24 protein-coding genes, 1 tRNA gene and 1 pseudogene are annotated in these 25,717 nt (G+C 70.5%); 12 read left to right on the top strand and 14 right to left on the bottom strand.

The window, feature by feature from the left end; translation table 11 throughout:
• Positions 1-7: 7 nt before the first annotated feature.
• Positions 8-472 carry a GatB/YqeY domain-containing protein gene (locus tag ACIOKD_RS30235; RefSeq protein WP_402090255.1) on the bottom strand — a complete coding sequence of 155 codons (465 nt, stop codon included), beginning with the start codon at positions 470-472 and terminating at the stop codon, positions 8-10.
• A gap of 239 nt (positions 473-711) precedes the next feature.
• Between ACIOKD_RS30235 and ACIOKD_RS30240 the strand changes: the two genes are divergently transcribed.
• The 3 genes from ACIOKD_RS30240 (at position 712) to ACIOKD_RS30250 (ending at position 2,716) form a co-directional block, all read left to right on the top strand.
• Positions 712-1,656, top strand: coding sequence for a metallophosphoesterase (locus ACIOKD_RS30240; RefSeq protein ID WP_402090257.1), 945 nt, complete (start codon positions 712-714; stop codon positions 1,654-1,656).
• A 129-nt stretch (positions 1,657-1,785) separates the two neighbouring features.
• The gene (locus ACIOKD_RS30245) at positions 1,786-2,592 is read left to right on the top strand and encodes a Pr6Pr family membrane protein (protein ID WP_402090259.1); all 807 of its coding nucleotides are present in this window, start codon (positions 1,786-1,788) and stop codon (positions 2,590-2,592) included.
• A 50-nt stretch (positions 2,593-2,642) separates the two neighbouring features.
• Positions 2,643-2,716 (top strand) — tRNA-Pro (locus ACIOKD_RS30250).
• A gap of 151 nt (positions 2,717-2,867) precedes the next feature.
• Here ACIOKD_RS30250 and ACIOKD_RS30255 read toward each other — a convergent pair.
• Together ACIOKD_RS30255 and ACIOKD_RS30260 are read right to left on the bottom strand one after the other, a co-directional pair.
• Positions 2,868-3,290 (bottom strand): annotated as a pseudogene (locus ACIOKD_RS30255) (serine hydrolase); the annotation flags it as partial.
• A 99-nt stretch (positions 3,291-3,389) separates the two neighbouring features.
• The gene (locus tag ACIOKD_RS30260) at positions 3,390-3,629 is read right to left on the bottom strand and encodes a hypothetical protein (protein ID WP_402090261.1); all 240 of its coding nucleotides are present in this window, start codon (positions 3,627-3,629) and stop codon (positions 3,390-3,392) included.
• A 142-nt stretch (positions 3,630-3,771) separates the two neighbouring features.
• On the opposite strand from ACIOKD_RS30260, the gene ACIOKD_RS30265 reads away from it, so the two are divergent.
• The 5 genes from ACIOKD_RS30265 (at position 3,772) to ACIOKD_RS30285 (ending at position 7,118) form a co-directional block, all read left to right on the top strand.
• The gene (locus ACIOKD_RS30265; protein ID WP_402090263.1) at positions 3,772-4,014 is read left to right on the top strand and encodes a hypothetical protein; all 243 of its coding nucleotides are present in this window, start codon (positions 3,772-3,774) and stop codon (positions 4,012-4,014) included.
• 254 nt (positions 4,015-4,268) lie between these two features.
• Positions 4,269-4,640, top strand: coding sequence for a hypothetical protein (locus tag ACIOKD_RS30270; protein WP_402090265.1), 372 nt, complete (start codon positions 4,269-4,271; stop codon positions 4,638-4,640).
• A gap of 79 nt (positions 4,641-4,719) precedes the next feature.
• Positions 4,720-5,520, top strand: coding sequence for a hypothetical protein (locus ACIOKD_RS30275; protein ID WP_402090267.1), 801 nt, complete (start codon positions 4,720-4,722; stop codon positions 5,518-5,520).
• Complete coding sequence (locus tag ACIOKD_RS30280) at positions 5,493-5,711, top strand: DUF397 domain-containing protein (protein ID WP_402090269.1); 219 nt, start codon at positions 5,493-5,495, stop codon at positions 5,709-5,711. The genes ACIOKD_RS30275 and ACIOKD_RS30280 overlap by 28 nt, the downstream gene beginning before the upstream one ends.
• A gap of 912 nt (positions 5,712-6,623) precedes the next feature.
• Positions 6,624-7,118 carry a hypothetical protein gene (locus ACIOKD_RS30285; protein WP_402090271.1) on the top strand — a complete coding sequence of 165 codons (495 nt, stop codon included), beginning with the start codon at positions 6,624-6,626 and terminating at the stop codon, positions 7,116-7,118.
• Positions 7,119-7,194: 76 nt separating this feature from the next.
• Here ACIOKD_RS30285 and ACIOKD_RS30290 read toward each other — a convergent pair whose 3' ends face one another.
• The 3 genes from ACIOKD_RS30290 to ACIOKD_RS30300 all read right to left on the bottom strand — a co-directional run bounded on the left by ACIOKD_RS30290 (position 7,195) and on the right by ACIOKD_RS30300 (position 10,161).
• Positions 7,195-8,145: an SMP-30/gluconolactonase/LRE family protein gene (locus ACIOKD_RS30290; protein WP_402090339.1), complete on the bottom strand. Its 951-nt coding sequence runs from the start codon at positions 8,143-8,145 to the stop codon at positions 7,195-7,197.
• A gap of 253 nt (positions 8,146-8,398) precedes the next feature.
• Positions 8,399-9,154, bottom strand: coding sequence for a TIGR03943 family putative permease subunit (locus ACIOKD_RS30295; RefSeq protein ID WP_402090273.1), 756 nt, complete (start codon positions 9,152-9,154; stop codon positions 8,399-8,401).
• The gene (locus ACIOKD_RS30300) at positions 9,151-10,161 is read right to left on the bottom strand and encodes a permease (RefSeq protein WP_402090275.1); all 1,011 of its coding nucleotides are present in this window, start codon (positions 10,159-10,161) and stop codon (positions 9,151-9,153) included. The genes ACIOKD_RS30295 and ACIOKD_RS30300 overlap by 4 nt, the downstream gene beginning before the upstream one ends.
• Before the next feature lie 324 nt (positions 10,162-10,485).
• Between ACIOKD_RS30300 and ACIOKD_RS30305 the strand changes: the two genes are divergently transcribed.
• The 3 genes from ACIOKD_RS30305 to ACIOKD_RS30315 all read left to right on the top strand — a co-directional run bounded on the left by ACIOKD_RS30305 (position 10,486) and on the right by ACIOKD_RS30315 (position 15,608).
• Positions 10,486-12,573 carry an NAD-binding protein gene (locus tag ACIOKD_RS30305; protein ID WP_402090277.1) on the top strand — a complete coding sequence of 696 codons (2,088 nt, stop codon included), beginning with the start codon at positions 10,486-10,488 and terminating at the stop codon, positions 12,571-12,573.
• A gap of 241 nt (positions 12,574-12,814) precedes the next feature.
• Positions 12,815-14,674: a prolyl oligopeptidase family serine peptidase gene (locus ACIOKD_RS30310; protein WP_402090279.1), complete on the top strand. Its 1,860-nt coding sequence runs from the start codon at positions 12,815-12,817 to the stop codon at positions 14,672-14,674.
• An 85-nt stretch (positions 14,675-14,759) separates the two neighbouring features.
• Positions 14,760-15,608 (top strand): SURF1 family protein, encoded by an 849-nt coding sequence (locus ACIOKD_RS30315; protein ID WP_402090281.1) that lies wholly within the window; start codon positions 14,760-14,762, stop codon positions 15,606-15,608.
• Positions 15,609-15,741: 133 nt separating this feature from the next.
• Here the strand turns inward: ACIOKD_RS30315 and ACIOKD_RS30320 are convergent, their stop codons facing one another.
• From ACIOKD_RS30320 to ACIOKD_RS30350, 7 genes are all read right to left on the bottom strand, one after another.
• Positions 15,742-17,268 carry a hypothetical protein gene (locus ACIOKD_RS30320; RefSeq protein ID WP_402090283.1) on the bottom strand — a complete coding sequence of 509 codons (1,527 nt, stop codon included), beginning with the start codon at positions 17,266-17,268 and terminating at the stop codon, positions 15,742-15,744.
• Entirely contained in the window at positions 17,265-17,933 is a 669-nt protein-coding gene (locus tag ACIOKD_RS30325; protein WP_402090285.1) for a SigE family RNA polymerase sigma factor, read from the bottom strand. The genes ACIOKD_RS30320 and ACIOKD_RS30325 overlap by 4 nt, the downstream gene beginning before the upstream one ends.
• Before the next feature lie 431 nt (positions 17,934-18,364).
• Positions 18,365-19,414 (bottom strand): aspartate-semialdehyde dehydrogenase, encoded by a 1,050-nt coding sequence (locus tag ACIOKD_RS30330; RefSeq protein WP_402090341.1) that lies wholly within the window; start codon positions 19,412-19,414, stop codon positions 18,365-18,367.
• A 64-nt stretch (positions 19,415-19,478) separates the two neighbouring features.
• Positions 19,479-20,753, bottom strand: coding sequence for an aspartate kinase (locus tag ACIOKD_RS30335; protein ID WP_402090287.1), 1,275 nt, complete (start codon positions 20,751-20,753; stop codon positions 19,479-19,481).
• A gap of 488 nt (positions 20,754-21,241) precedes the next feature.
• Positions 21,242-21,907: a DUF5063 domain-containing protein gene (locus tag ACIOKD_RS30340; protein WP_402090289.1), complete on the bottom strand. Its 666-nt coding sequence runs from the start codon at positions 21,905-21,907 to the stop codon at positions 21,242-21,244.
• A 50-nt stretch (positions 21,908-21,957) separates the two neighbouring features.
• Complete coding sequence (gene recR / locus ACIOKD_RS30345; protein WP_402090291.1) at positions 21,958-22,557, bottom strand: recombination mediator RecR; 600 nt, start codon at positions 22,555-22,557, stop codon at positions 21,958-21,960.
• 110 nt (positions 22,558-22,667) lie between these two features.
• Entirely contained in the window at positions 22,668-23,012 is a 345-nt protein-coding gene (locus ACIOKD_RS30350) for a YbaB/EbfC family nucleoid-associated protein (RefSeq protein ID WP_107018119.1), read from the bottom strand.
• Positions 23,013-23,341: 329 nt separating this feature from the next.
• Here ACIOKD_RS30350 and ACIOKD_RS30355 point away from each other — a divergent pair, with 329 nt between their 5' ends.
• On the top strand, positions 23,342-24,085 hold the full coding sequence (locus ACIOKD_RS30355; RefSeq protein WP_402090294.1) for an SLATT domain-containing protein: 744 nt from the start codon (positions 23,342-23,344) through the stop codon (positions 24,083-24,085).
• 194 nt (positions 24,086-24,279) lie between these two features.
• Here the strand turns inward: ACIOKD_RS30355 and ACIOKD_RS30360 are convergent, their stop codons facing one another.
• Positions 24,280-25,704: a M20/M25/M40 family metallo-hydrolase gene (locus tag ACIOKD_RS30360; RefSeq protein ID WP_402090296.1), complete on the bottom strand. Its 1,425-nt coding sequence runs from the start codon at positions 25,702-25,704 to the stop codon at positions 24,280-24,282.
• Between the last annotated feature and the right edge of the window lie 13 nt (positions 25,705-25,717).

Here is a 25,717-nt window from a genome sequence, read left to right on the forward strand (position 1 = left end):
CTCGGGGTCAGCCCGCGAGGCGCTTCTTGACCTCCGCCGCGACGCGACCGCCCTCCGCCAGGCCGGCCACCTTCGGGTTCACGATCTTCATGACCTGGCCCATGGCACGGGGGCCCTCGGCGCCGACCGCCTTCGCCTCCTCGACCGCCTGCGCGACGATCTGCTGCAGCTCGTCGTCGGAGAGTTGCTTGGGCAGGTACTCGGCGAGGACCTCACCCTCCGCCTTCTCGCGCTCGGCCGACTCGGCACGGCCGCCCTGCGCGAAGGCGTCGGCCGCCTCACGGCGCTTCTTCGCCTCCTTGGCGATCACCTTCTGCACCTCGTCGTCGGAGAGTTCGCGCTTCTGCGTACCCGCGACCTCCTCCTTCTGGACGGCGGCGATGGTCAGCCGGAGCGTCGAGGAACGGAGCTCGTCGCGCCCCTTGATCGCGGCATTGAGGTCTGCCTGCAGCTTCGACTTGAGCGTGGTCATGGGGTGATTGTCGCAGGTGCGGTGCGACGGACGCCCATGGATTTCGACGGGCGGCTCCCGAGGCCGCCTCTGGGCCCCACTTGAGCCATCCCTGAGCCATCCCTGAGCCATCCTGAGCCGCCCCTGAGCCGCCCCTGAGCCGCCCCTGAGCCGCCCCTAGGTCATCCCCAGGCCGCCCCTAGGCCATCCCTAGGCCATCCGTGGGGTTCGGGGCGTCCAGGGTCTGACACGATGGGCGTATGCGCGCGCGATACGGAGTACCACTGGGAATCGCGGCGGCTGGCGCCGCCGGTCTGCTCTACTCGGCGGGGTTCGAAGCCCGCTCGTTCAGACTCCGGCGGGTGACGGTCCCGGTGCTGCCCCCCGGGATACGACCGCTGCGCGTGCTGCAGGTCTCCGACATCCACATGGTGAGCGGGCAGAGGAAGAAGCAGCGCTGGTTGCGCTCGCTGGCGGGGCTGCGCCCCGACTTCGTCATCAACACCGGGGACAACCTCTCGGACCCCGAGGGCGTACCGGAGGTCATGGACGCCCTCGGCCCCCTGATGGAGTTCCCCGGCGCGTACGTCTTCGGCTCGAACGACTACTACGGGCCCACGCTCCGCAACCCCGCCCGCTACCTGTTCGAGAAGACGCAGGGCCGGCACGGGCTGAACGGCAACGCGCCCGCCGTCGACGTCGCCCACAACCCGTGGGAGGAGCTGCGCGACGGCTTCGACGCGGCGGGCTGGCTGAACCTGACGAACGTCCGGGGCTCGCTGAAGATCGACGGCTTCGAGATCGAGCTGACCGGGCTCGACGACCCGCACGTCAAGCGCGACCGGTACGCGCGCGTGGCCGGCGGCCCGTCCGACGCGGCCGACCTCTCACTGGGCATCGTGCACGCGCCGTACCTGCGCGCGCTGGACGCCTTCAGCGCGGACGGCTACCCGCTGATCCTGGCGGGCCACACGCACGGCGGGCAGCTGTGCATCCCCTTCTACGGCGCCCTGGTCACCAACTGCGACCTGGACACCGACCGGGTGAAGGGCCTGTCCACGTACACGGAGGCGGAGTCCGGCCGGACGTCCTACCTGCACGTGTCGGCGGGCTGCGGGACGAGCAGGTACACACCGGTACGGTTCGCGTGCCCGCCGGAGGCGACGCTGTTGACGCTCACGGGGCGGGGACCGGCTTCCGCGTAGCGGAGCAGCAGGCTCTCGGGGGGCTGGACCGCACCGCTCCCCCTTCCCTTCCCTCCTCTCCCACCCCCTCCCCACCCGTCCGGTTCAATCCATCTCGCCCCTTTTGTGCACCCCTCCTAGCGTGAGGGGATGACCACCCCCATACCTGCGGACATCCCGGACATCCCCAGGATCCCCGGCATAGCCGCCAACGCCGCCGCCTCCGCCGTCCCCGTCGTGCCCGCGTACGCGGTGGTCCCGCGCGTACGCCGCCCCCTGGTCGCCGTCTTCCGCCTCCTCGTCGCCCTGGCGGCGGCCGTGGGCGTGGTGCTCGATCTACTCCTGGGCGACCCGCTACGCGTCCTGAGCTACGCCACGATCCTGAGCGGCATCCTGGTGACCACGGTGTTCACCGTCTCGGCCCGGCGGGCATGGAAGGCCTGCCACCCGCTGCGGCCGTCCATCACCGCCTGCACCTTGCTGTACGCGGTCGGGACGGGCCTGGTCTACCACCTGCTCCTGGCCGACGACGCGACCCCCTTCTCCATGACGAGCGACGGCGCGGCGCTCACCGGCTGGCACGCGGTCACGAACCAGCTGCTGCACACGGTGATCCCGGTGGCGGTCGCGCTGGACTGGCTGCTGCTGACCCGCCCGGGGGCGCTGCGCCTGCACAGCGCGGCTGCCTGGCTGATCCTCCCGGTCGCGTACCTGGCGTACACGGTGACCCGGGGCCTGCTCCTCCCCCCGGGCACGCCGGCCCGCTACCGCTACCCCTTCCTCGACGTGTCCGAGCACGGCTTCGTCGAGGTCCTGGGCAACGTCACGATCCTCGGCCTCGCCTGCTACGCCCTGGCCGTCCTCCTCGTCGCCCTGGACCACGTCAGGCCTGGCCCACGCCGCCACCGCGCCCCAGAAAACCGGATTTCGTCTCCGGCCACCGGTGGGCTAAAGTAAACGACGTCGCCACGGCACACACCACGAGAGTGGCTCGCCGCCAGCGACATCGGGGTGTAGCGCAGCTTGGCAGCGCGCTTCGTTCGGGACGAAGAGGTCGTGGGTTCAAATCCCGCCACCCCGACAGCCAAAACAGCAGGTGAGGCACCTACCGATTTCGGTAGGTGCCTCACCTGTTTCTGCATGCGTGTCCGTGTGCGTTACCAGCGCTCCGGTTCCCTCTGCTTCGCCGGAGCGGCTGTGTACACAGGCCGAGGGTCTCGCCCGGGCGCGGCCTAGGACGCGGGCGCGGTCGCGGAGCCGTCGTAGACGTTCCTCGGGGTGGCGACCGCTGTGATCGCGCGGGCGAGCAGGGTGGACGGCTCCTGGCCCTGGCTCGTGATGTCGGTGTTCATCATGACGACCAGGGTGGCCTTCTCCGAGGGCAGGTAGACCGTCACGGTCTCGTAGCCCGGGATGGAGCCGTTGTGCCCGATCCAGCCGTTGGTCTTGAGGATGCCGAGACCGTAGGTGGTGCCGGGGATGCCGGTGGGCAGCATCTTGAGGCGCTGCTTCTGTGTCTCGGGGCTGAGCAGCTGACCGGTGGCGACGGACTTGGCCCAGTGCCGCAGATCGTGCAGGTTCGAGACCATCGCCCCCGCCGCCCAGGCCCAGCTGGGGTTCCAATCCGTCGCCTCCGCGACCGGTCTCGCTGCCGATCCGGACGAAGGAGTCGGCGGCCATCGGCTCGCCGGTCCTGGTGTCGGCGACGCCCATGGACCGGACGTAACAGCCCCTGCCCGGCATCCACAGACCGATTACGGCCCCAGGAATGTCCCCCTTCTTTTCTTTCCGACGTCGTCCATGGCCTTGTCGAGGCGGGACGTGAGCTTGCGCCCCAGGCTGCGCGGGCAGTCGTCCTTGTCGGGATGGCCGGTGACCGGTCGCTGAACGGCCGCGGTGTGATGGGCCGCGGCGGGGTGGGCCGCCGTCGGCACCCACAGGGAAGCGGCGAGCAGCGCTGCGCAGAGGGTACGGCGGGAGGTGGAACGTCTCATTCGAGGGCGCCTCTTCCATACAGGGGGCGGACGTCACGAACGTCACCACCTGGTCCGCGACGCACGCCCGACCGCCCGTCCCCGTGTCGGGGAGTCCACTCGTTCGGCGCCCCCGTTGGCCGACCGCCGTGGTGCCGAGGGAGTGGCCACCCGCATCGAGGGCCTGTTGCCGCACACCATCGAGATCGAAAGTTCCGAGCGGTACTGGAAGTTCTCGGAACTGGCTGAGCCGCGGTTCGTCCCTCCTGGCGAGCTGACCTCCACGAGTGCCATCTCCGAGGTCGCTCGCCGGGAATCGCGGTACGCCGTGGAGCGCGGAGTTCTCGAAGTGTTCGGGTCCCGCACCGCAACCGTCGATGCCTTCGGAGAGTCGTACCCGCCGTGACCGGAACTCGTACACATCCATATCGCGGCTTGAGGTTGTCGCCCGCTCGCGCCACCGCACTCGGCGTCGGAGGCCTGGCCCTCACGGCAGTGGGGAGTTGGAGCAGCCTCCTGCTGGTCGTGTGGGGGCGGGTGGTCCCCGGGTGGGGAGTGAGTGCGGTTCTCCTTGTCATGGCGCTCGTTCTGCGGTGGGCACTTTCCCGGGCGGATCGGTCGGCGCCGGTGGATGCTGCGGGCCTCCTGCGGAAGCAGACCGTGTGGGTACCGCTGGGGACTCGTCTGCTGATCGTCACGGCGGTGTTCGGCATCGCAGGTGGAGCGTTGGGCGATCTGTTCCTCGGCGCGGAGTACCGCGTGCTGCGTCCCACGGGGCCGGGGGGCTGCACGGCGGTGGTGCGCGAGACGTCCTTTCTCATGAGCGGTGGTGGCGAGGCGTACGCGGTGGGGCGCACCGGCCTGGCCCTGGGCGAGTCGGGCTCCTGGACGGTCGACGACGGATACCGGCCTGTCGCCTCAGGCACTTACGCATTGGACTGGGGGCGGGGCGGTGGCCTTCTGCAAATCAGCGGCACGAGCACCGACCCCGTCATCAGCGGGGGATCGGCCGACATCGACTGCGGATGGTGAGGCCGCCACCCGGCGATCGGTTACGACGACAACGGCCTGACCTACGGCGCCGGCGCTGGCGCTGGCAGGATGCGCAGCCATGGGAGCTGGAGATGACAGTGACGAGGCGTATGTCGTCGGTCTGTGCGATCTGATCCTCGGCGAGAACGCCCTGACGCAGCACAAGTTCGAGTGGCTGCTGGGAGATCCCGGAACCAGCGGTCACCGCGCCAGGTTGCCGGTCGATGCCTTTTGGCCCGGCCATGGGCTTGTGGTCGAGTACCGCGAATTGCAGCACGATCAGCCGACGCCCCATTTCGACAAGCCGGACCGGCTCACTGTCAGCGGTGTTCACCGCGGCGAGCAGCGGGCGTTGTACGACACCCGGCGGGACACGGAGATTCCCGCGCACGGGCTGCGGCTGGTCGTTGTCCGGCCCGCCGATCTCGATGCGGACGGCCGCGGACGGCTGCGCCGCAGGGAGAGCGCCGACCTTGCGGCGCTGAGAAAGATCCTGGCCGCCGCCGGAAACGCCGCCAACCAGTACCAGGGCCGCAGCAGCAGTGACGAGGAGCAGGTCGTCGACGCCTTCCGCACCTGGCTGCTCGCCGAGGGCTGGACGCCGGTCGACCCCACGGACCGTTGGACCGACCTGGAGGCCGTACGCGACGAGGAGCGGCTGGTCTGCGAGGCCAAGGGGCGCAGCATCGAAAAGGGCATCGATACCGACATCTCCTACGGTCAGCTGCTGCGGCGCATGACGAGTCAGGATCCCCGCACGCGCTATGCCCATTTACGATCGGCTACGGGCGGTAGCCCTGCCCCCGCTCATGTCCCTCGACATGATTCGATCAGTGATGGAGGACAACCACCGTGGAGCGAACGTCCCGTCCCGATCTGAACGGCGCCGCTCGGCGCGGGAGCAGCTACAGCAACCAGGCGGGCGGCAACTGCGTGGAGGTGGCCGACAGCTTCCCCGGCGTCGTCCCCGTCCGTGACAGCAAGGTCCCGTACGGGCCCACTCTGATCGTCGACTCGGAGGCTTGGGCAGTGTTCATAGCCCGGGTGAAGGTCGGTTCGTACCGCTTCTGAGCTGGCCAAGTGCCGGTCGGTGTCCGGCTTTCGGGGGTGCCGGTGCCTCGTTCGCGAGGGGGCGGTGCTCCGCGGGACTCCTCAAAGAACCAGGGAAAGAGCTACCCGCCCGCCCACCCACCCTCCCGTCCTCGTCACCCGTCCGAGTGACCAGCTTGCAGATGCGGGATATGGGCCGTTACGTTCGCCGCGACAAGCACATTCGTACGCGGACCTACTTCCGCTCCGTGCCGGGCGGCGGCCCCGACGGACCGCCCGAACCGACCGAACCGCCGAAGTCCCGGAGAGCCCCCGCGACCGCAGCCGCTCCTGCTCCCGCTCCCGCTCCCGCTCCCGCTCCGGACCAGCCGGGGGCAGAGTCGGCGTCGGAGGTAGAGGCAGAGGCAGAGGTACCGGTTGCGCAGGAAACCGGCCCCGCGCGGCAACCGGAGCCCCAGACCCAGGCTCCCCTCTCGGAAGCCGATCCTCGGGCCGTCGCCCTGCCCGTCTCGCTGCGTTGTGTCGATTCGCGGCTGCTGTCCGGGCAGGAGGTGGCCCGGCTCGCTCCGGCGGTCGAGGCCTGGCTCGCGGCCGGTCTCCTGCCCACGCACATCACCGAGCACCTCACAGCGAGGCTCCCGGATCGCCTTCTGGCGCGCCCGGCGAACAGCCTCGCCTTCCGCCTCAAGGAGACTCCCCTCCCTCTGCTCACCACAGCCGGCACCGTGGAGGCAGGGCCTGCGGTTCGGACGGCGGTCGTGCCCTTTCAGACCTGCGACGACTGCGAGCGGGCGTTTCGCGCTCACGCGCCCGGACACTGCCGCGACTGCCGATCGCGGCACCGTCTCCGCACAGCCGGCTGAGCGGCCGGGCGGGCCGTGCCCCTCTTTCGGGGGATGGCACCAATGAGAGTTTCGAAGTAGTTTCAAAGTCATGGGTACTGAGGGCGCCGCCGTGAACTTCTCCGAGCTGGTGAACAAGAACAGGCAGACTCTTGCCCGCCTCCAGGAGTCGCCGAGACTGCTCCTGCACCGCAGAGACGGCGAGGATCTGGTGCTCACGACCGCCGCGCGGGCCGAACAGGACCAGACCGTGGTGTCGGCAGCCACCCGGATGCTGGCTGCCATGGCCCGTCGGGAGCCCGGCAGCATGGAACTGCTTCTCGACATACTGCCGGACGCGTTCCCCTGGGTTCACTTCCTGCCAGAACCCGACTTCCACGCCTTCGCCGTCGAACTGGTCGACACCATGCGCGCCGCCGATTCGCTCGGCAACAGCGCGTCCCTCGCGCAACTGCTCATCGCCTGGCAGCACACCGCCGAGGTCCACTCCGACCCCGAGCTGCTGGCCGCATTGACGACGGACCATGGTGAGGACTATGGACCGGTGCCCACCCTCGGGACGCCGCATGACCACGGGCCGCGGTGACCGTGCCGCACCTCCGGCACCGGACGCCCACTGGAGCCAGGGCAGCCCACAGACCTGGTTCTGGTTCTGGTTTCGGTCAGATCGGGACCGCCACCCCCGTGAACGTCGTCTCCGGGATCTGAGGGCTCGTGAAGCGGGCGTTGACCAGGTACAGGCGGTTGGCGAAGCGGGCCGCTGTGGTGGGGACGTCGAAGCGGGGGTCCGTGATCGTGCCGGTCAGGGTGGCCCGGGTCGATGACCGGTTCAGGTGGAACACGCTGATCACGTTCAGGCGGTTCTGGACCACGTACAGGGTGCGGCCGATGCGGTAGAGGCCGTCGCCGTTCACGACGTTCGCCGCGCCGACCAGGGTGATTCGCGTGGCGTGGCCTGTCCGGGTACTTACCTTGTACAGCTCACCCGGGGTGCTCTTGACGACGATGAGGGCTCGGCCGCCGGGGGCCCCCACGATGCCGTTGGCGTTGTTGACGTCCGGGAGTTGGACCCAGTCGCCGGTGAGCGGCAGGGTGCGTACCGCTCCGGAGCGGCCCCTCGGGACCCCGTACAGCGCCGCCGCGCGGGAGTCCGTGAACCACGCCCGGTCACCCAGCAGCGTCACGTCGTTGATGAAGTGGCCGGTCGCTTCGCTCAGTTGGTGTGTCGCCACGACATCGCCCGTGCGGGAGTCGTGTGTACGGGCCACTCCCGTGTTGCCCGCCACGTACAGCAGGCCGTCGCTGTCCAGTTTCAGGCCCACCGCCACCAGGTCCGTGCCGCCCGCGAAGAGGAGCCCGCCCTTGCCCGTACGCAGGTCGGTGCGGTAGATCGCGCCGTTCGCACGCGAGCCCATGTACGCGTACGGCTCTCTGCCGATGGCTATCCCCTCGGGGAGGAAGCCGTCGGGGAGGGGGAATTCCGTCGGCCACCTGGGCGAGGACGTCCTCGTGGCCGCGGTCGCCTTGCCCGCGCCTGCCGCCGCCGTGAACGCGGTGAGGGCAGCGCCGCCCAGGAGCGCTCGCCTGGAGGGGTTCATCCCGTCACCGGTCATATTCGTCTTGCGGGTCTTGTAAGTCGTGTGGGTCTTGTGGGTCTTGTGGGTCTTGTGGGTCATTGTTCCGGGCCTCCTTGGAGGGCTGAGAACTGTAACTCCGGTTGCGTGTCCGGCCATTACCGCGATGTCGGCCGCGCCGCTCGTACATCCTGGCTCAACACCGGCGCCCCTCCCCCTCGCCTACCTCGCATCGACAGGGGATCGACAGCTTGGCCCGCGCGGGTACGTAACGTCTCAGCCGTTTCCGTCGTCAGCCGTTCCAGCTCTCGTCGTACGGGTCCCTCGGCGCCGCCACCGGCTTCGCCTCCGTGACGTTCAGGAACGGGATGACGCCCTCGTTCACCGGGTCCTTGGTCTGCTTCTCGGTGTACGTGCCCGTGACCTCCAGCCACGTGTCCGGGCGCAGGACCGCGGGCGTGTGGCCGGTCAGGCCTATCTTCACCGGCTGAGCGTCCGCCGCACAGCAACTGAGCGCCATACGCACCAGGTAGGGCGTGCCGTCGTTGCCCATCGCCAGGAAGCCGGCCGTCTTGATACGGCGGTTGTCGAGCGAGCGGCCGTGGTCGTACGCGGCACGGCCCGCGTAGTCGACGAGGCTCAGGCGGACGGTGTCCCCCTCGGGCAGGTCGGCGAATCCCCACGGCTGTTTCTGCAGAGCCGTCCCCGTGCGCATCGCGCTGTACGAGCCGAGCGCCGGCGGGGCCACCAGGACGAGGGCCAGGAGGGGGAGGATCATGAGCCAGGCGATGCCGGGTTCCCGGTGGGCGTGAGCCTGGGCGTGAGCCTCAGCCTTGGGGTGAGGGTCCGCGCGAGTCGTACGGGTCCGTCGTTCGCGGCGTTCGTACCAGACCGTCGCTATCGCCGTCGCTATCAGGACCACCCCCGCCGCCAGCAGCAACGGCCGCAACCCCGCCTTGACGTACCGCAGGTAGAGGTCGGTGAGGCCCGCGTGCAGGATCGCTCCGCCGGTGAGGAGGAGTACGGCTGCCTGTGCCTGGCGGTTCACAGGAGCACCGCCCCTACCAGGGACGACACCAGGACGGCGAGGGTGAAGGTGGCGGGTGCGAAGCGCAGGGCGAAACCGCGGCCGAACGTCGCCGTCTGCATCGCGAACAGTTTCAGGTCGATCATCGGGCCGACGACCAGGAAGGTCAGCCGGGCCGTCAGGGAGAACTGGGTGAGGGACGCGGCCACGAAGGCGTCCGCCTCGGAGCAGATCGAGAGGAGCACGGCCAGGACCGCCAGGGCGAGGACCGACACCACCATGTTGTCGGCGGCGAGACCGAGCCAGTTGGCCGGAACCACCGCCTTGAGCGTCGCCGCCGCCATCGCGCCGACCACCAGGAACCCTCCCGCGTGCATCACGTCGTGCCGTACCGATCCCCAGAACGCCGCCCCCTTGCCGAGGCCCTCCCAGGAGGGGCGGTCCGGCGGGCGCAGCCAGTCCGCGCGGCCCAGCCGGTGCCAGAGCCAGCCCATCGCGCAGGCCACCAGCAGACTCGCCACGAAACGTGCCAGGACCATCTCCGGCTCGCCCGGGAACGCGACCGCGGTCGCCGTCAGCACGATCGGGTTGATCGCCGGCGCCGACAGCAGGAACGTCAGCGCCGCCGCGGGCGTGACACCCCGGCGTACCAGCGCCCCGGCCACCGGCACGGACGCGCACTCGCAGCCCGGCAGCACCGCTCCGGCCATGCCCGCGACCGGTACCGCGAGGGTCGGACGCTTCGGCAGCGCGCGGGCGAAGAACGACGGCGGGACGAACACCGCGATGACCGCCGACAGCATCACGCCGAGCACCAGGAAGGGCAGCGCCTGCACGATCACCGCGACGAACACGGTCATCCAGCTCTGCATCACCGGCGCGGACAACGCCCCGCGAATCGGCCCCTGGAGCACCACACCCGCGAGCAGCAGCATGGTCAGAACGAGAGGGGAGTTGAACTGCCAGCCCTTGGGCTCGTCCGGCTCGCTGCCCTCAACCCCGGTCGGAGCGGTGTCGGTTGTGGTCACGGGGGAGGTACCTCCGGTAGGGAGGGGCTTCGTCGGTGGATCGCCCTCCACCTTCAGTACGCCCGTTCCGCCACAGCTTCTCATCCAGGTCTGACACCGGAGCCTGGCGCCGGTCCCCTTGCGGCAGGCCACCGTGCAACCACCCGGGTCCGTGAGGCACTCTGTGCTGTTGTGGGGAGCCTTCCGAATCAGAGCGGGTCGAACGACCGCGGACGGAACGACCGCGGACCGAACATGCGTGGGTCGAACGATCGCGGGCCTGACATTCGCGGTGCGAACGATCGCGGGTCGAACATTCGCGGTGCGGACAATCGAGCCGCGCACATGGTGGTGTGCGGGGACGACGCTCTCGCGCACCGGCTGGCAGCCGAGTTGCGGGGCGTCTACGGGGAGCGGGTGACGCTGGTCGTGCCGTCCGCCGAGCGGACCGTGCGGCCTCCGGTCGTGGGACGGGCCCGCGCCTCGACCCTGCTCGACCGGGTGTCGGCCGCCATGACCCGGGCGGCGGCGGGCAACGGCGTCACCGGCGGAGGCGGGAGCAGCGGCGGCGGAAGCGGCGGCAGTGGAAGCGGCGGCGGTGCCGGGAATGGTTCCGAGGGGCCGGGCACGGAACAGGTGTTGGAGGCCGCGGTCCTGACCGAGGCCGTGCTCGCCGAGGCCGGGGTCGAGCATGCCCACGCGCTGGCCCTCGTCCATGACGACGACGAGACCAACATCCGCGCGGCCCTCATGGCACGCCGGCTCAACCCGCGCCTCCGCCTGGTCATACGGCTCTACAACCGCCGTCTCGGCCAGCACATCGAGGCCCTGCTCGACCAGGCGTCCGCCTTGGCCATGGCGGGGATCGGGGAGTCCGCGGGCTCGCCCGCACCCGGTTTCCTCGACGCCTCCACGACCGTACTCTCCGACGCGGACACCGCCGCGCCCGCGCTGGCCGCCACCGCCGTGGCCGGGACCAGCAAGGTCGTACAGACCGACGGGCTGATGCTGCGGGCCGTGGAACGGCAGCCACCGGGGCCGGGAGAGGTCGCCGACCCCGGGCTGTGCACCCTGGCCCTGCTCTCGGCCACCACCAACGACCCGGCAGGCGCGGACGGTTCGGAGAGCAGTGGCGAGCACGGGCCGCGGCTGCTGCCCGACGAGGCGTCCGTGGCCGCCGCGACCGGCCGCGGTACCGTCGTCCTGGAGACCGTGTCGTACTCCGGTCCCCCGCTGCCCGCCGGACGCGGTGTCCTGCCGGGCGGGATGTCCATCGGGCTGCCCCTGGGGCGGCTGTTCTCCCGGCGGCTGCGCTGGTCCTTCGCCGGTCTGGTGGCCTGTGTGGTCGCGCTGGCGGTCGCGTCCATGCTCGTCACGGGCGCCCATCCGCTGCACGCCACCTACCTGACCCTCCTCGACCTCTTCGCGATCAACGATCCCGCGCTCGACGATCCCCTCGGCCGCCAGATCCTCCAACTCCTGTCCGGGCTTGTCGGGTTGCTGCTGCTTCCCGTACTCCTCGCCGCCGTCCTGGAAGGCCTCGGTACGTTCCGCAGCGGGACGGCGCTGCGCAAGCCGCCCCGGGGACTGTCCGGTCATGTCGTCCTCCTCGGCGTCGGCAAGATCGGTACGCGTGTCCTCGCGCGCCTTCGCGAACTCCACATCCCCGTGGTGTGCGTCGAGGCCGACCCCGAGGCTCGCGGGCTCGCGCTGGCGCGCCGGCTGCGCGTGCCCGTCGTGCTCGGCGACGTCACCCAGGAAGGCGTCCTGGAAGCCGCCAAGATCCACCGGGCACACGCCCTGCTCGCCCTGACCAGCGCCGACACCACCAACCTCGAAGCCGCCCTGTACGCACGGTCGGTGCGCCCCGATCTGCGGGTCGTCCTGCGTCTGTACGACGACGACTTCGCCACGGCCGTCTACCGCACCCTGCGCGCCACCCACCCGCACGCGCTCACCCGCAGCCGCAGCGTCTCCCATCTGGCCGCGCCCGCCTTCGCCGGAGCGATGATGGGCCGCCAGATCCTGGGGGCGATCCCCGTGGAACGCCGGGTGCTGCTCTTCGCGGCCCTCGATGTCGCGGGGCATCCGCACCTGGAGGGCCGGACCGTCGCCGAGGCGTTCCGTGCGGGAGCGTGGCGGGTCCTCGCCCTGGACACGGCGGTCCTGAACACGGCGGCCCTGAACACGGCGGCCTCGGCCACGGCGGCTTCGGCCACGGCCCCGGCCCCGGCCCCGCCGCCGCCTTCGTCGGCTCCGGACCGCGACCGCAACGCCCCGTCCCCAGACCGTCCCTCGGGCCTGGTCTGGGACCTGCCCCCGAACTACGTGCTCGGCTCCGGGGACCGCGTCGTCATCGCCGCCACCCGACGAGGCCTCGCCGAGCTGCTGGGACGCGGCACCCGGGAACGTACGGTCGGCGAAGCCCCGTAGCTGGGCCCCATAAGGGGCGCGGGGAACCGCGCGACCGGCCCCCACCGGCCCGCAGGTCGTCACCGTGCTTCCCGTGGATCGCTCAGCGGCGCTCCACCAACCGCGCCCGCCCCCTGACAACCACTCCCGAACTGCGGGGATTCGAAGTTCGGCCGCACCACCGCCCACTCCGGCCGCAGAGTTATCCACAGGCTGAGGGGCCCGTCAGCGCGATGTCGTCCTGTGCGTGCAATATGGGGCCATGACTGAGAGCAACGGGGCCATCCCGCACGAGGGAACCATGCCCGACTGGGAGAAGCGCTTCCGGGCGCCGCGGGTGTCCTTGCCGGACTGGGCGGAGGACGCCCCGCACCGGTCCCTGTTCGTGTCCAACGCGACAGGGACGTACGAGTTGTACGCGTGGGACCGTGAGACGGGTGTCCAGCGCCAGGTCACGGACCGGCCCAACGGGACGACGGACGGCGTGCTGTCGCCCGACGGCGAGTGGATCTGGTGGTTCGACGACAAGGACGGCGACGAGTTCGGGATCTGGCGCCGGCAGCCCTTCGCCGGGGCGGGCGGTGCGGGCGGCGGGGCCTCTGACGGCGGCACGGGCGGTGCCGACGCGCCTGCCGCTCCCGGGCTCGACCCCTCCTACCCCGCCGGGCTCGCGCTCGGGCGGGACGGACGGACGGCGATCGTCGGCAGGTCGACCGACGAGGACGGTTCGACGATCTACGTCAGCCGGGCCGGTGAGGACCCCGTCGAGGTCTACCGGCACCGCGAGTCGGCGGGAGTCGGCGATCTCTCGCACGACGGCACGCTGATCGCGGTCGAGCACACCGAGCACGGCGACGCGATGCACTCCGCGCTGCGGGTGCTGCGGATGGACGGTTCGGCGGTCTCCGAGCTGGACGACACCAAGGGCGGTACGGCGGAGCTGGGCCTTGAGGTACTGGGCTTCGCACCGGTGGCCGGGGACACGCGGCTGCTCGTCGGACACCAGCGGCGCGGGCGCTGGGAGCCGATGGTGTGGGACGTGGTGTCGGGCGAGGAGACGGACCTGGAGCTGGGCGCGCAGCTGGACGGCGACCTGAGCGCCGAGTGGTATCCGGACGGCTCCGCCCTGCTCGTCGTCAACAGCTTCGAGGCGCGCAGCGAGCTGTGGCGGTTCGACCTGGCGACCCGCCGGCTGGAGCGGGTACCGACGCCGAGGGGCTCGGTGTCGGGGGCGACCGCCCGCCCCGACGGCAGCGTGGAGTATCTGTGGTCGTCCTCCGCCGAGGCGCCGGTGGTCCGCTCGACGTCCGGCGAGGTCGTCCTCGATCCGCCCGGTATGAAGGCCCCGCAGTCGGTGCCCGTCGAGGACGTGTGGGTGACGGGTCCCGGCGGCCGTATCCACGCCCTCGTACAGCGGCCGGCCGGAGCGGGCGGTCCTCTCCCGACCGTCTTCGACATCCACGGCGGCCCAACCTGGCACGACAGCGACTCGTTCGCGGCGGGCCCGGCGGCCTGGGTGGACCACGGCTACATGGTGATCCGGGTCAACTACCGGGGTTCCACGGGGTACGGGCGGGAGTGGACGGACGCCCTCAAGCACCGGGTCGGCCTGATCGAGCTGGAGGACATCGCGGCCGTACGGGAGTGGGCGGTCTCGTCCGGGTACGCCGACCCGGACCGGCTGATCCTCACCGGCGGCTCGTGGGGCGGCTACCTCACCCTTCTCGGTCTGGGTACGCAGCCCGAGGCGTGGGCGCTCGGTATCGCCGCGGTACCGGTCGCGGACTACGTGACGGCCTACCACGACGAGATGGAGGCCCTGAAGGCGATGGACCGCACGCTGCTCGGCGGCACTCCGGAGGAGGTTCCGGAGCGCTTCGAGGCGTCGTCCCCACTGACGTACGTCGACGCGGTGAAGGCACCGGTCTACATCTCCGCCGGGGTCAACGACCCGCGCTGCCCGATCCGCCAGGTCGAGAACTATGTGGACCGCCTGGCCTCGCGGGAGGCGGACCACGAGGTGTACCGCTATGACGCGGGGCACGGTTCGCTGGTCGTGGACGAGCGGATCAAGCAGGTCCGGCTGGAGCTGGACTTCGCGGAGCGGCATCTGGGCGGCTGACCGCGCCGGGGCCCTCGCGGGGAGGGCCGGGGCCGAGGCACCCCCCTCGGCCGTGCTCTCCGTGGGGCCCCGTACCTTTGGGGTTGTGTACCGGTTCCTGCTGACGCCCCGCTGGTGGGGGATCAACGTCTTCGTGCTGTTGGCCATCCCCTTCTGTGTGTTCATGGGGTCATGGCAGTTGGGGCGGTTCGAGGACCGGGTCCAGGACCATCGTGACGCCGGTGAACAGGCCTCGACGGCCAAAACGCAGGCTCCCCGGCCGCTCGCCCGGCTGCTGCCCGTGGACAAGAAGACGTCGGGCAAGCAGGCCACGGCGACCGGCTGGTACGGGAAGCAGTTGCTCGTGCCCGACCGGGAGCTGGACGACAAGCGCGGCTTCTACGTCCTGACGATGCTGCGCACCGACGACGGCAGGGCCCTGCCGGTGGTCCGGGGCTGGCTCGCCGGCGACGCCGACACCGCGAAGGCCCCGGCGGCTCCGGCCGGCGAGGTCACCGTGACAGGTGCGCTGCAGGCGTCGGAGTCACCCGGGTCGAACGGCGTGCCCGCGGCCGGCGGGCTTCCCGCCGGGCAGACCGGCGCGATCAGCTCGGCTGCCCTGGTGAACCTCGTGCCGTACAAGATGTACGACGCGTGGATCACGCTCGCCGAGGCCGACTCCGGGATGAAGGCCGTGCCCGCCGCAGCGCCTTCGGACACGGGTCTGGATCTGAAGGCCTTCCAGAACCTGGGTTACACCGGTGAGTGGTTCGTCTTCGCGGGCTTCGTGGTCTTCATGTGGTTCCGGCTGATGCGGCGCGAGGTGGAGTTCGCGCAGGACGCGGAGCTGGGCCTCGTGGAGGAGGCTCCGGCGGACACCGACGCCGCGAAGGTGTCTTCGTCCGATTCGTCGTCTGCTGCGTCGTCCGCTTCGTCTTCGTCCACCGCTGTGTGACACGGCCCGGCGTTCAGGGCCCGGGGCCCCGTCAGTATCCCGGCACCCGCACCCCGTACCCGGTCCTGATGCGCGGTACCTGATGCGCGGTAGCCGATGCGCGGGCCCGAGCGGCAGCTCGGACCCGTCGCGGTCAGGAGCCGGCGGCCAGTACGCCGGTCCGGTAGACCGTGCCGGCACACGCGTTGGACACGGTCGTCGCGGTCGCCGGTGCGCCGCCCTCGGCCGTGTAGGACACGCTGACGCTTCCGTCGACAGTCCCGTCGGCCCTCATGAGCTGCGTGTCCACGCCGTTGGTGCCCTCCGACGCCGTACCGCCACCGGCCCCGGTGGGGTCCTCCGTGGGGGTGGGGTCGGGCGAGGGTTCCCCGCCGCCGTTGCCGCCGCTGGTCGGGCAGGTCGCCGAAGGCACCCAGGCGAACTTCACCATGTACGTCCCGCCCGGCGGCAGTACCAGGGAGGCGGCGTAGGCCGACGGGTCGGGCAGCCCGGCGGCGGGGTCGCCCGCCATGTGCAGAACCGTCATGAGCTGGGACTGGTCCGCGGCGCCCACGGCGGTCGGCGACACCGAGCCGTCGCCGACGACCGTACAGCTGGCGGTCGAGACGTTGGTGACCGTGAAGGTGCCGTAGACCGCGCCGGTGGCGTCGGGGGTGCCGCCCCCCGCGGCGGCGGTGAGCTGCGTCGGCGCGCAGGTCGCCGCGACCGCGGTGGAGGTCGTGGGCTGGGCGCCCGCGGTGCCGCCGTCGCCTCCCTTGCCCTTGCCCTTCTCGTCTTTCTTGTCGCCCTTGCCGGAGCCCTTTGACGAGCCCGCGGAACCACCGGAGCCGCTTCCCGAGGAGGCTTCCTTGCCCTCGTTCGCGCCGCCCTGGGTCGCCGAGGTGTGGCCCGCCATGGACGGGTCGGCGTTGGAGCCCGTGGAGTTCGAGACGTGCAGGAGGGCCGGGACGGCCGTGCCGATGAAGAGCGCGGCGGCGGCCATGCCCACCAGTGCCTGGCGCTTGCGCGCCCGCCTGGCCGGTACCGCGCGCCGCAGATGGTCCAGCGTGCCGTCGGTCGGCTCGATCTCCTCGACGGCCTGGTGCAGCAGCCGCCGCAGGGCCAGCTCGTCGGAGCCGAACACGTCCGGTCCGGACCCGCCCGCGCCGCGGGGCTCCTCCGCGCCTGCGGACTCCGTATCTGAGTCACCCGAGTCAGCCGCGCCGCCCGAGTCACCCGCGGGGTCCTTCGAGGACTGGGGAGACAGAGGGGGCAGGGGAGACTGAGAGGACAGGGGCGAAACCTTGGTCGGTGCGTCGCCGGAAGCCTTCTCCGGCGTGCTGCCCCCGGCCTCGGCCGAGGGCGTGACCCTGACCGGCGATCCAGCCAAGTCCCCGGAGTCCTCGGAGTCCCCGGAGCCACCGGAGTCCCCGGAGTCGTCCGAGCCACCGGAGTCGACCGAGTTGTCCAAGTCGTTCGAGTCGTCCGAGTCGTCCGAGGGACCGCCCGGCGAGCGGTCCGACGGGCGGCCTTCCGTATCCGTGCGGCCCGACTCTTCCGGGCCCGGGTTCTCCGAGGGGCCGTGATTCACAGTTCCGTTCCCAGCGTGCTGCTCGTGCTCGTCGTCGTCGCCGTGGCGACCGTGCTCGTCGTGGCGTGCCCGCTCGTCGTGCCCGCTCATGCCGACGCCTCCATGGCGACGCGCAGCGCGGCGATGCCGCGCGACCCGTACGCCTTCACGGAGCCCAGGGAGACACCGAGGGTCTCGGCGACCTGCGCCTCGGTCATGTCCGCGAAGTACCGCAGGACGAGGACCTCGCGCTGGCGTCTCTGGAGTCCCTTCATCGCCTGGATCAGGGCGTCGCGCTCCAGCAGGTCGTACGCGCCCTCCTCCGCGCTCGCCATGTCGGGCATCGGCTTGGAGAGGAGCTTCAGGCCGAGGATGCGCCGACGCAGTGCGGAGCGCGAGAGGTTGACGACGGTCTGGCGCAGGTAGGCGAGCGTCTTCTCCGGGTCGCGGACGCGCTTGCGCGCCGAGTGCACCCGGATGAATGCCTCCTGGACGACGTCCTCACAGGACGCGGTGTCGTCGAGAAGGAGCGCCGCGAGGCCGAGGAGCGACCTGTAGTGGGCGCGGTAGGTCTCGGTGAGATGGTCGACGGTGGTGCCGGCCGCCAGGGCCTCGTCAGCGCCTTCACGCTGATTCGGGATGCGGGTCGACCGCGCTGCGGGCATGGGGGCGATCACCGGCATGCCGCCGCCGGACGCGCCGGACGTGCGGGGTCGGCGGGGCGGACGAAGGGTCGTGCCCCGCGTCGCCACAGTGAATTCGAGAACCTCAGCCACGCCAGTTGGACACGCGTCCCCCCTTCGGGGTTGTACGCGACAGGCATCACGTTTGCGTCGGACCTCATGCCGGACCGTGCGCTAAGTGTCCTCATACGTAAAAGCCCATCCCCTATGCCCCATATGAACGTGGCGTCCGGTCACCCCTGAAGGGCGACCGCAAAGACGCTCCCCGCCCTCCGCGCGGTTGCGGAGAACGGGGAGGAAAATCTTCGAGCGCCAGAGGTTTGGTTTCTGTGGTCCGGACCACAGCTTCGGCCACGATCGAACCATAGAAGTCGCACAGATCCTACAAAACATTCAACTTACGATCAGCGAGTTTCCCGTCGGGAACCACCGGGAACCGGTCGAAGCCGCCACGAACCGCCCGAAGCCGAGCGGGGGCGGGGACGTACGGCGGATCCCCGGAAGCCGACGGCTCCCGGGGCAGGTCACAGCTCGGCCGCGACCAGCTCCGCGATCTGCGCGGTGTTCAGCGCGGCGCCCTTGCGCAGGTTGTCCCCGCAGACGAAGAGCTCCAGCGCCGTCGGGTCGTCGAGGGCCCGACGCACCCGCCCGACCCAGGTGGGGTCCGTACCGACCACGTCGGCCGGCGTCGGGTACTCGCCCGCCTCCGGATTGTCGAAGAGCACCACCCCGGGTGCCGTGGCGAGGATCTCCCGCGCCCTGCCCACCGTCACCTCGCCCTGGAAACGGGCGTGGACGGTCAGCGAGTGCGTGGTGACGACCGGCACCCGGACACAGGTGACGGCGACGGGCAGGTTCGGCAGCCCGAGGATCTTGCGGGACTCGTCCCGCACCTTCATCTCCTCCGAGGACCAGCCGTCCTCGCGCACGGTCCCGGCCCACGGCACCACATTGAGCACCACCGGCTCCGGGAACGGCCCGGTGTTGTCCCCCACGGCCCGTCGTACGTCACCGGGGGTCGTCCCCAGTTCCGTACCGGCGACGAGTTTCAGCTGCTGCCGCAGTGTGTCGACGCCGCGCTGCCCGGCCCCGCTCACCGCCTGGTACGAGGACACCACCAGCTCGCGCAGCCCGAACTCGGCGTGCAGCGCGCCCAGGGCCACGATCATCGACAGGGTCGTGCAGTTGGGGTTGGCGATGATGCCGCGCGGCCGGACGCGGGCGGCGTGCGGATTGACCTCGGGCACCACGAGCGGCACCTCGGGGTCCATCCGGAACGCGCCCGAGTTGTCGACGACGACGGCGCCCTTGGCGGCTGCCACCGGCGCCCAGCGCCCGGCCACCTCGTCGGGTACGTCGAACATGGCGACGTCGACCCCGTCGAAGACCTCCTCCGTCAGGGCCACCACCTCGACCTGCTCGCCGCGCACGGCCAGCTTGCGGCCGGCCGAGCGCGGAGAGGCGATGAGGCGGATCTCGCCCCAGATGTCCGCGTGCTGGGACAGGATCTGCAGCATGACCGTGCCGACCGCTCCGGTCGCGCCCACGACCGCGAGCGTCGGCCGCCCGGCCACCGTCCCCGTCACCGTCCCCGTTCCCGTTCCCGTCACCGTCGTACGCCTCCGTACGAGGGGACGGTCATCGTCCGGTGCCTCCGTAGACGACGGCCTCGTCGCTGTCGGAGTCGAGCCCGAAGGCGCTGTGCACGGCGCGCACGGCTTCGTTGACGTCGTCCTGGCGGGTCACGACCGAGATGCGGATCTCGGAGGTCGAGATCAGCTCGATGTTGACGCCCGCGTCGGACAGCGCCTGGAAGAACGAGGCGGTGACGCCCGGGTTGGTCTTCATACCCGCGCCGACCAGGGAGATCTTGCCGACCTGGTCGTCGTAGCGCAGCGACTCGAAGCCGATCGCGCCCTTCGCCTTCTCCAGCGCCTCGATGGCCTTGTGGCCCTCGGACTTGGGGAGGGTGAAGGAGATGTCCGTGAGGCCCGTGGAGGCCGCGGACACGTTCTGCACGATCATGTCGATGTTGATCTCGGCGTCCGCGATCGTCCGGAAGATCACCGCGGCCTCGCCCGGCTTGTCCGGGACGCCGACGACCGTGATCTTGGCTTCGGAGATGTCGTGCGCGACTCCGGAGATGATGGCGTGCTCCACCTGCGCGTCCCCTTGCGGATTCTCGTTGCTGACCCAGGTGCCGCGCAGTCCGGAGAAGGACGAACGGACGTGGATCGGGATGTTGTATCGGCGTGCGTACTCGACGCAGCGGTGCAGCAGCACCTTGGAACCCGAGGCGGCGAGCTCCAGCATGTCCTCGGAGGAGATCCAGTCGATCTTCCGGGCCTTCTTCACCACCCGCGGGTCGGCGGTGAACACACCGTCGACGTCCGTGTAGATCTCGCAGACCTCGGCGTCGAGGGCGGCGGCGAGGGCGACGGCCGTGGTGTCGGACCCGCCGCGCCCCAGCGTGGTGATGTCCTTCTTGTCCTGGCTGACGCCCTGGAACCCGGCGACGATCGCGATGTTGCCCTCGTCGAGCGCCGTCCTGATGCGGCCCGGCGTGACATCGATGATGCGCGCTTTGTTGTGGACGGAGTCGGTGATCACGCCTGCCTGGCTGCCGGTGAAGCTCTGGGCCTCGTGGCCCAGGTTCTTGATGGCCATGGCCAGCAGGGCCATGGAGATCCGCTCTCCCGCTGTCAGCAGCATGTCGAACTCACGCCCGGCAGGGATCGGGGATACCTGCTCGGCGAGATCGATCAGCTCGTCCGTCGTGTCACCCATCGCCGACACCACGACAACGACCTGATGGCCGTTCTTCTTGGCGTCGACGATTCGCTTGGCGACACGCTTGATGCCCTCGGCATCGGCTACGGAGGAACCTCCGTACTTCTGCACGACAAGGCCCACGTGCGCTCCTCGCTCAGTCCGTCTCGTACCGCACGACTGCGGTCGGCTCAGTCTAACGAGCGGCCGAATTCCACCCGAGCGATATCACATCGTGAGATGTCTCGCTCACGTGTTGATCACCCGGTCCGGTCCGGTCGGGTCCGGTCGTACGGTCGGCCGAACGGTCGGCTCCCGCAGTCCGGCCCTCCAGCCGCTCCAGGACCGCATCTGCCCGTCCGGGACTCGACTCACTCGCAAAGTGCGCCGGGTCACACCCGCGGCATCCAGCCACCGCACCAGCGATCAGCCCTCAGAACCCATGGGAAGAGCTCGGGTCCCGGGGCTCAAGCTCCGGCTCAAGCTCCGGGTTGAGCTCCGGCTCAAGCTCCGGCTCAAGCTCCGGGTTGAGCTCCGGGTAGGGCTCCGGGTAGGGCTCCGGCGATGAAGGCGGGGCGGCCCACGTGGGGGCGGGAATCACCAACGCCGGTCCTACCCCCGTGCGCGCCGCGCTACTTCACCTCGCGCAGGCCCAGGCCCAGCGGAGCCGCGATCTCCTCCGCCATCACCCGGCCCGCCTCCTCCGCGAGGGCGTCCTCGCTGAGTTCCTGGTCGGTGTCCAGGCCGTCCAGCTCCTGGAGGGGCTGGTTCAGCCGGACGTGCGCCACCAGGGACTGGAGGGCGCGCAGGGTGGCGGAGGCCGTGGAGCCCCAGTTCGAGAAGTACGAGAACTGCCACCACCACATGGCCTCGGTGGTGCGTCCGGCGCGGTAGTGGGCCATGCCGTGACGCAGGTCCGCCATGACATCGGCCAGATCGTCCGAGATACGGGCCGGGACCGGGGGCTTACGGGGCTCGTACGGGTCGAAGACCTCGGAGTAGACGTCGACCGGGTCGAGCATCTCGGCGAGGCGCTCGCGCAGTTCGTCGACGTCCGGCTCGGGGCCCAGATCGGGCTCGTACCGCTCGTCGGGAAGGATGTCCTCGTGCGCGCCGAGACGGCCGCCCGCCAGCAGGAGCTGGGAGACCTCCAGGAGCAGGAAGGGGACGGCCGAGTCCGGCTCGTCGCCTCTCGCGACCTCTGTCACCGCGACGAGGAAACTCTCGATCTGATCCGCGATCTGGACCGAGAAGTCGTCGGGGTCGGGATCGGTCGCGTGCAGCGTGGCGTCAGACATCTAGAAGCCGGCCTTCCTCAAGAACTTCGTCCCGTACATCAACCAGTCGTTCAGACATCCAGCAGCCGCCTTCCCTCGAAGGCGCGTCCCAGAGTGACCTCGTCGGCGTACTCCAGGTCGCCGCCCACCGGCAGCCCGCTGGCGAGGCGGGTGACCCGCAGGCCCATGGGTTTGATCATGCGGGCGAGATAGGTGGCCGTGGCCTCGCCCTCCAGGTTCGGGTCGGTGGCCAGGATCAGTTCCGTGACCGCGCCGTCGGCGAGCCGCGTCAGCAGCTCCCTTATGCGCAGGTCGTCCGGGCCCACGCCCTCGATGGGACTGATGGCGCCGCCGAGCACGTGGTACTTGCCCCGGAACTCGCGGGTCCGCTCGACGGCGACCACGTCCTTCGGCTCCTCGACCACACAGATGACCGAGAGGTCGCGGCGCGGGTCGCGGCAGATGTTGCACAGCTCCTCCTGCGCCACGTTCCCGCAGGTGGCGCAGAAGCGGACCCTCGCCTTGACCTCCATGAGGCACTGCGCGAGACGGCGTACGTCCGTCGGCTCCGCCTGGAGGATGTGGAAGGCGATCCGCTGCGCGCTCTTGGGACCGACGCCGGGCAGCCGCCCCAGCTCGTCGATGAGGTCCTGGACCACGCCTTCGTACACGGATTGCCTTCCTGTTCCCACGGACTCGGTACGTACCGTAGTCGCGCTTGTTCTCTTCGTACGTACGGTAGTTGGCGGTCGGCCTTCTTAGAAGGGACCGCCGGGTCGACTTAGAACGGCAGGCCGGGGATGCCGCTGCCGCCGCCGAGCCCCTGAGCCAGCGGGCCGAGCTTCTGCTGCTGGAGCGCCTGGGCGTTCTCGTTCGCCGCCTGGACCGCCGCGACGATCAGATCGGCGAGGGTCTCGGTGTCCTCGGGATCGACGGCCTTCGGGTCGATGACCAGGCCGCGCAGTTCGCCCGAGCCCGTCACCGTCGCCTTCACCAGGCCACCGCCCGCCTGACCGTCCACCTCGGTCCGCGCCAGCTCCTCCTGGGCGTTCGCGAGGTCCTGCTGCATCTTCTGGGCCTGCTGGAGCAGCTGCTGCATATTGGGCTGGCCACCACCGGGAATCACGATCAGCTCCTGGTTCGTACGGCTGTGAGTACGGCTGTGAGTACTGCGGTCAGTACTGCGGTCAGTACTGCCTTCGGACACGGCTTTCGGATACGGCTTTCGGGCGTGAATTTCGCCTTGGCACGAGCCTACGTGGTCTACCGGGCCGTCGCTTCAGCACTCTTTCGAGTGAGAGGGCAAGTTGGTCTATACCTGATCAGGACCCACATCCGAGCGGAAAAGCCCCGAAAGCAGGACTGATCCCACCCGGGGGGAGGTAGTAAGGGTGCGGCGCATCAGCACCACGCGCCACGTTACCGTCACACAAAGTCACAGCGAGGGAGCGTCGGGTGAGCCAGCCGGACATGCAGCCCGAGGGGCCGGCCCAGGGCGGTCGGGGCGACGGTCCGGTGGAGCCCGGCGATCTGATGGGACGGGCCTTCCCGCTCGGCGACTGGGGTGAGCCGGCCGAGCGGCTGGACGAGCTCTACCGGTGGGTGGAGGCGGGGGCGCTCACCACCGCGTACTGGTACCTCACCGACCGGGTGTGGAAGCGGCGGGGTGCGCGGGCTCTGCGGGCCGGGGCCGCCGCGGGGGCCCTCGCCGGGGCCGGACTGCCCCTGCTGGATCTCGCCGGGGTGCTCGGCGGGGGCGCCGCCTGGGGGTATCTGGCGTTGCTGGTGGCGGTCGCCTGTGCGGCGGGGGACCGGTTCTTCGGGGTGACCTCCGGGTGGATGCGGGACGTGGCGACCGCGCAGGCCGTGCAGCGGCGGCTGCAGGTCCTTCAGTTCGACTGGGCGTCCGAGTGCGTTCGGGAGGTTCTCGGGCCGGCCGAGGGGACCGCGGGGGAGGCTGCCGAGCGGTGTCTCGGGGTGCTGCGCCGGTTCTCCGAGGACGTGACGGAGTTGGTGCGGGTGGAGACCGCGGACTGGATGGTGGAGTTTCGGAGTGGGGTGGCTCCGTTGGCGGTTCAGGCGGGGGCGGGTGGGGGTGGGTGTGAGGGTGCGCGGGATGCTGCGCCGGTCGGGCGGTCGTCGCTGCCGCCGGGGACGCGGCCGAACATGCCGCGCCAACGGCCACCGGAGCCCAGGTAGGGGCGGTTTTCGCCCCCGCCGCCCCTACCCTCCCCCATCGTCACTGCATGAGGGCTGCGCCCCCTCCCCCCTCATCGCGCTGCGCGCTCGTCCTCAAACGCCGGACGGGCTGAAACGTATTCAGCCCGTCCGGCGTTTGAGGACCGGGGGTTCGGGGGCAGCGCCCCTGAGTGGTGACGGGGCGAGGAAAGGCGCTAGGACTGTGGGGACGGAAATGCCACCGGGCTTCTCAGGCCCGCTCTGTTCAGTGCTCTCACGCCGAAGAAGACGTTGTCCTTGGACAGATCCACCTCGTGCGAGGTGACGTCGCCTACCGGGATCACGTGCGTCCACTCCGGCGCCGTGGTCTCCCGCCAGACGACTTCGTAGCCCGCAAGGTCCGGCTCGGACCCCCGCGCCCACACCAACTGCGTGGAATTGGTCAGCGCGGCAGTCAGAATCCGCGCCCCGCGCGGCGCACCCGGCGCCTGCGCAAGGGTCCAGAGCGCCGCCGCGTTGACCCGGGCCACCCGTGCCGTGAAGGGAAAGTCGCAGAACTCCGGCAGATCCCCGTACTGCTTGCCGTCCTCGACCCGCACATCCTGGTGCTGATGCGCGAAGTCCTCGGCGGGCTCGGTGAACCGCGCCGCCGCATACCCCTGTTCGAGGAAGGGGATGTGGTCACCGCCCCGCCGATAGCGGTCACGCCGGTAGACGACCCGTACCCGCATGCCCGTCGCCGGGTTGTCCGCCGTGTCCCGTACGAAACGGGCCAGCTGCCGTGACGGGGAGTCGTTCTCGCCGCCCACCGAGCGGCGCGTGGCCGCCTGTTCCGGGGTCTCCGCCGTCGGCACGCCCTCCGCGAAGAGCCGGATCGTGTACCGGTTTCTCGTGCCGTCGTCCGCCCTCGACGCGCCCACGATGTCGTTGGTGAACATGCCCTGCACGTCCGTACCGGCCGCCTTGAAACGTGACGCCATGTACGCGGCTCCGTACAGGCCCTGCTCCTCCCCCGCCACCGCCGCGAAGACGATCGTCGAGGCCGGACGGCGGGTCGCCATGACCCGGGCCAGTTCCATCGCCACGGCCACGCCCGAGGCGTCGTCGTCCGCGCCCGGGGAGTCCGAGGTGGCGTCCATGACATCGGTGACACGGGAGTCGTAGTGCCCCGAGACGACGTACACCCGTTCCGGGGTGACCGAGCCGCGCAGGGTCGCCAGGATGTTCGTGATGCGGGTGGCCGTGGGGATGCGGGGCGCGGGTTCCTGGACGTACGACTGGAGTTCGGTCGTCATCCGGCCACCGGACGTGGCGGCGTACGAGCGCATCTCCGCCAGGATCCAGTCGCGGGCCGCGCCGATTCCGCGGGCGGGATCGTCCTGGGCGGAGAGGGTGTGCCTGGTTCCGAAGGAGACGAGTGCGCGGACGGTCGCCTCGATGCGGGCGGGGTCGATCTCCCGTAACAGGGCGCGGAGTTCGCGGGAGGGTGGCTGGGCGGTGGCCGGCGGGTGTGTACCCGCTTCCGACTCCCCGGCCGTCGCCGTCGCCGTCGTCGCCGTCGCCGTCGTACCCGCCGTGGCGGCTCCGGCAGCCGCTGTCGCGGTTAGGACAGTTCTTCTGCTCGGTCTCACTGGTCGCATGCATCGATGGTTG

It is taken from the genome of Streptomyces sp. NPDC087844, from assembly GCF_044742785.1.
In the GTDB taxonomy this organism is placed as follows: Bacteria; Actinomycetota; Actinomycetes; order Streptomycetales; family Streptomycetaceae; genus Streptomyces.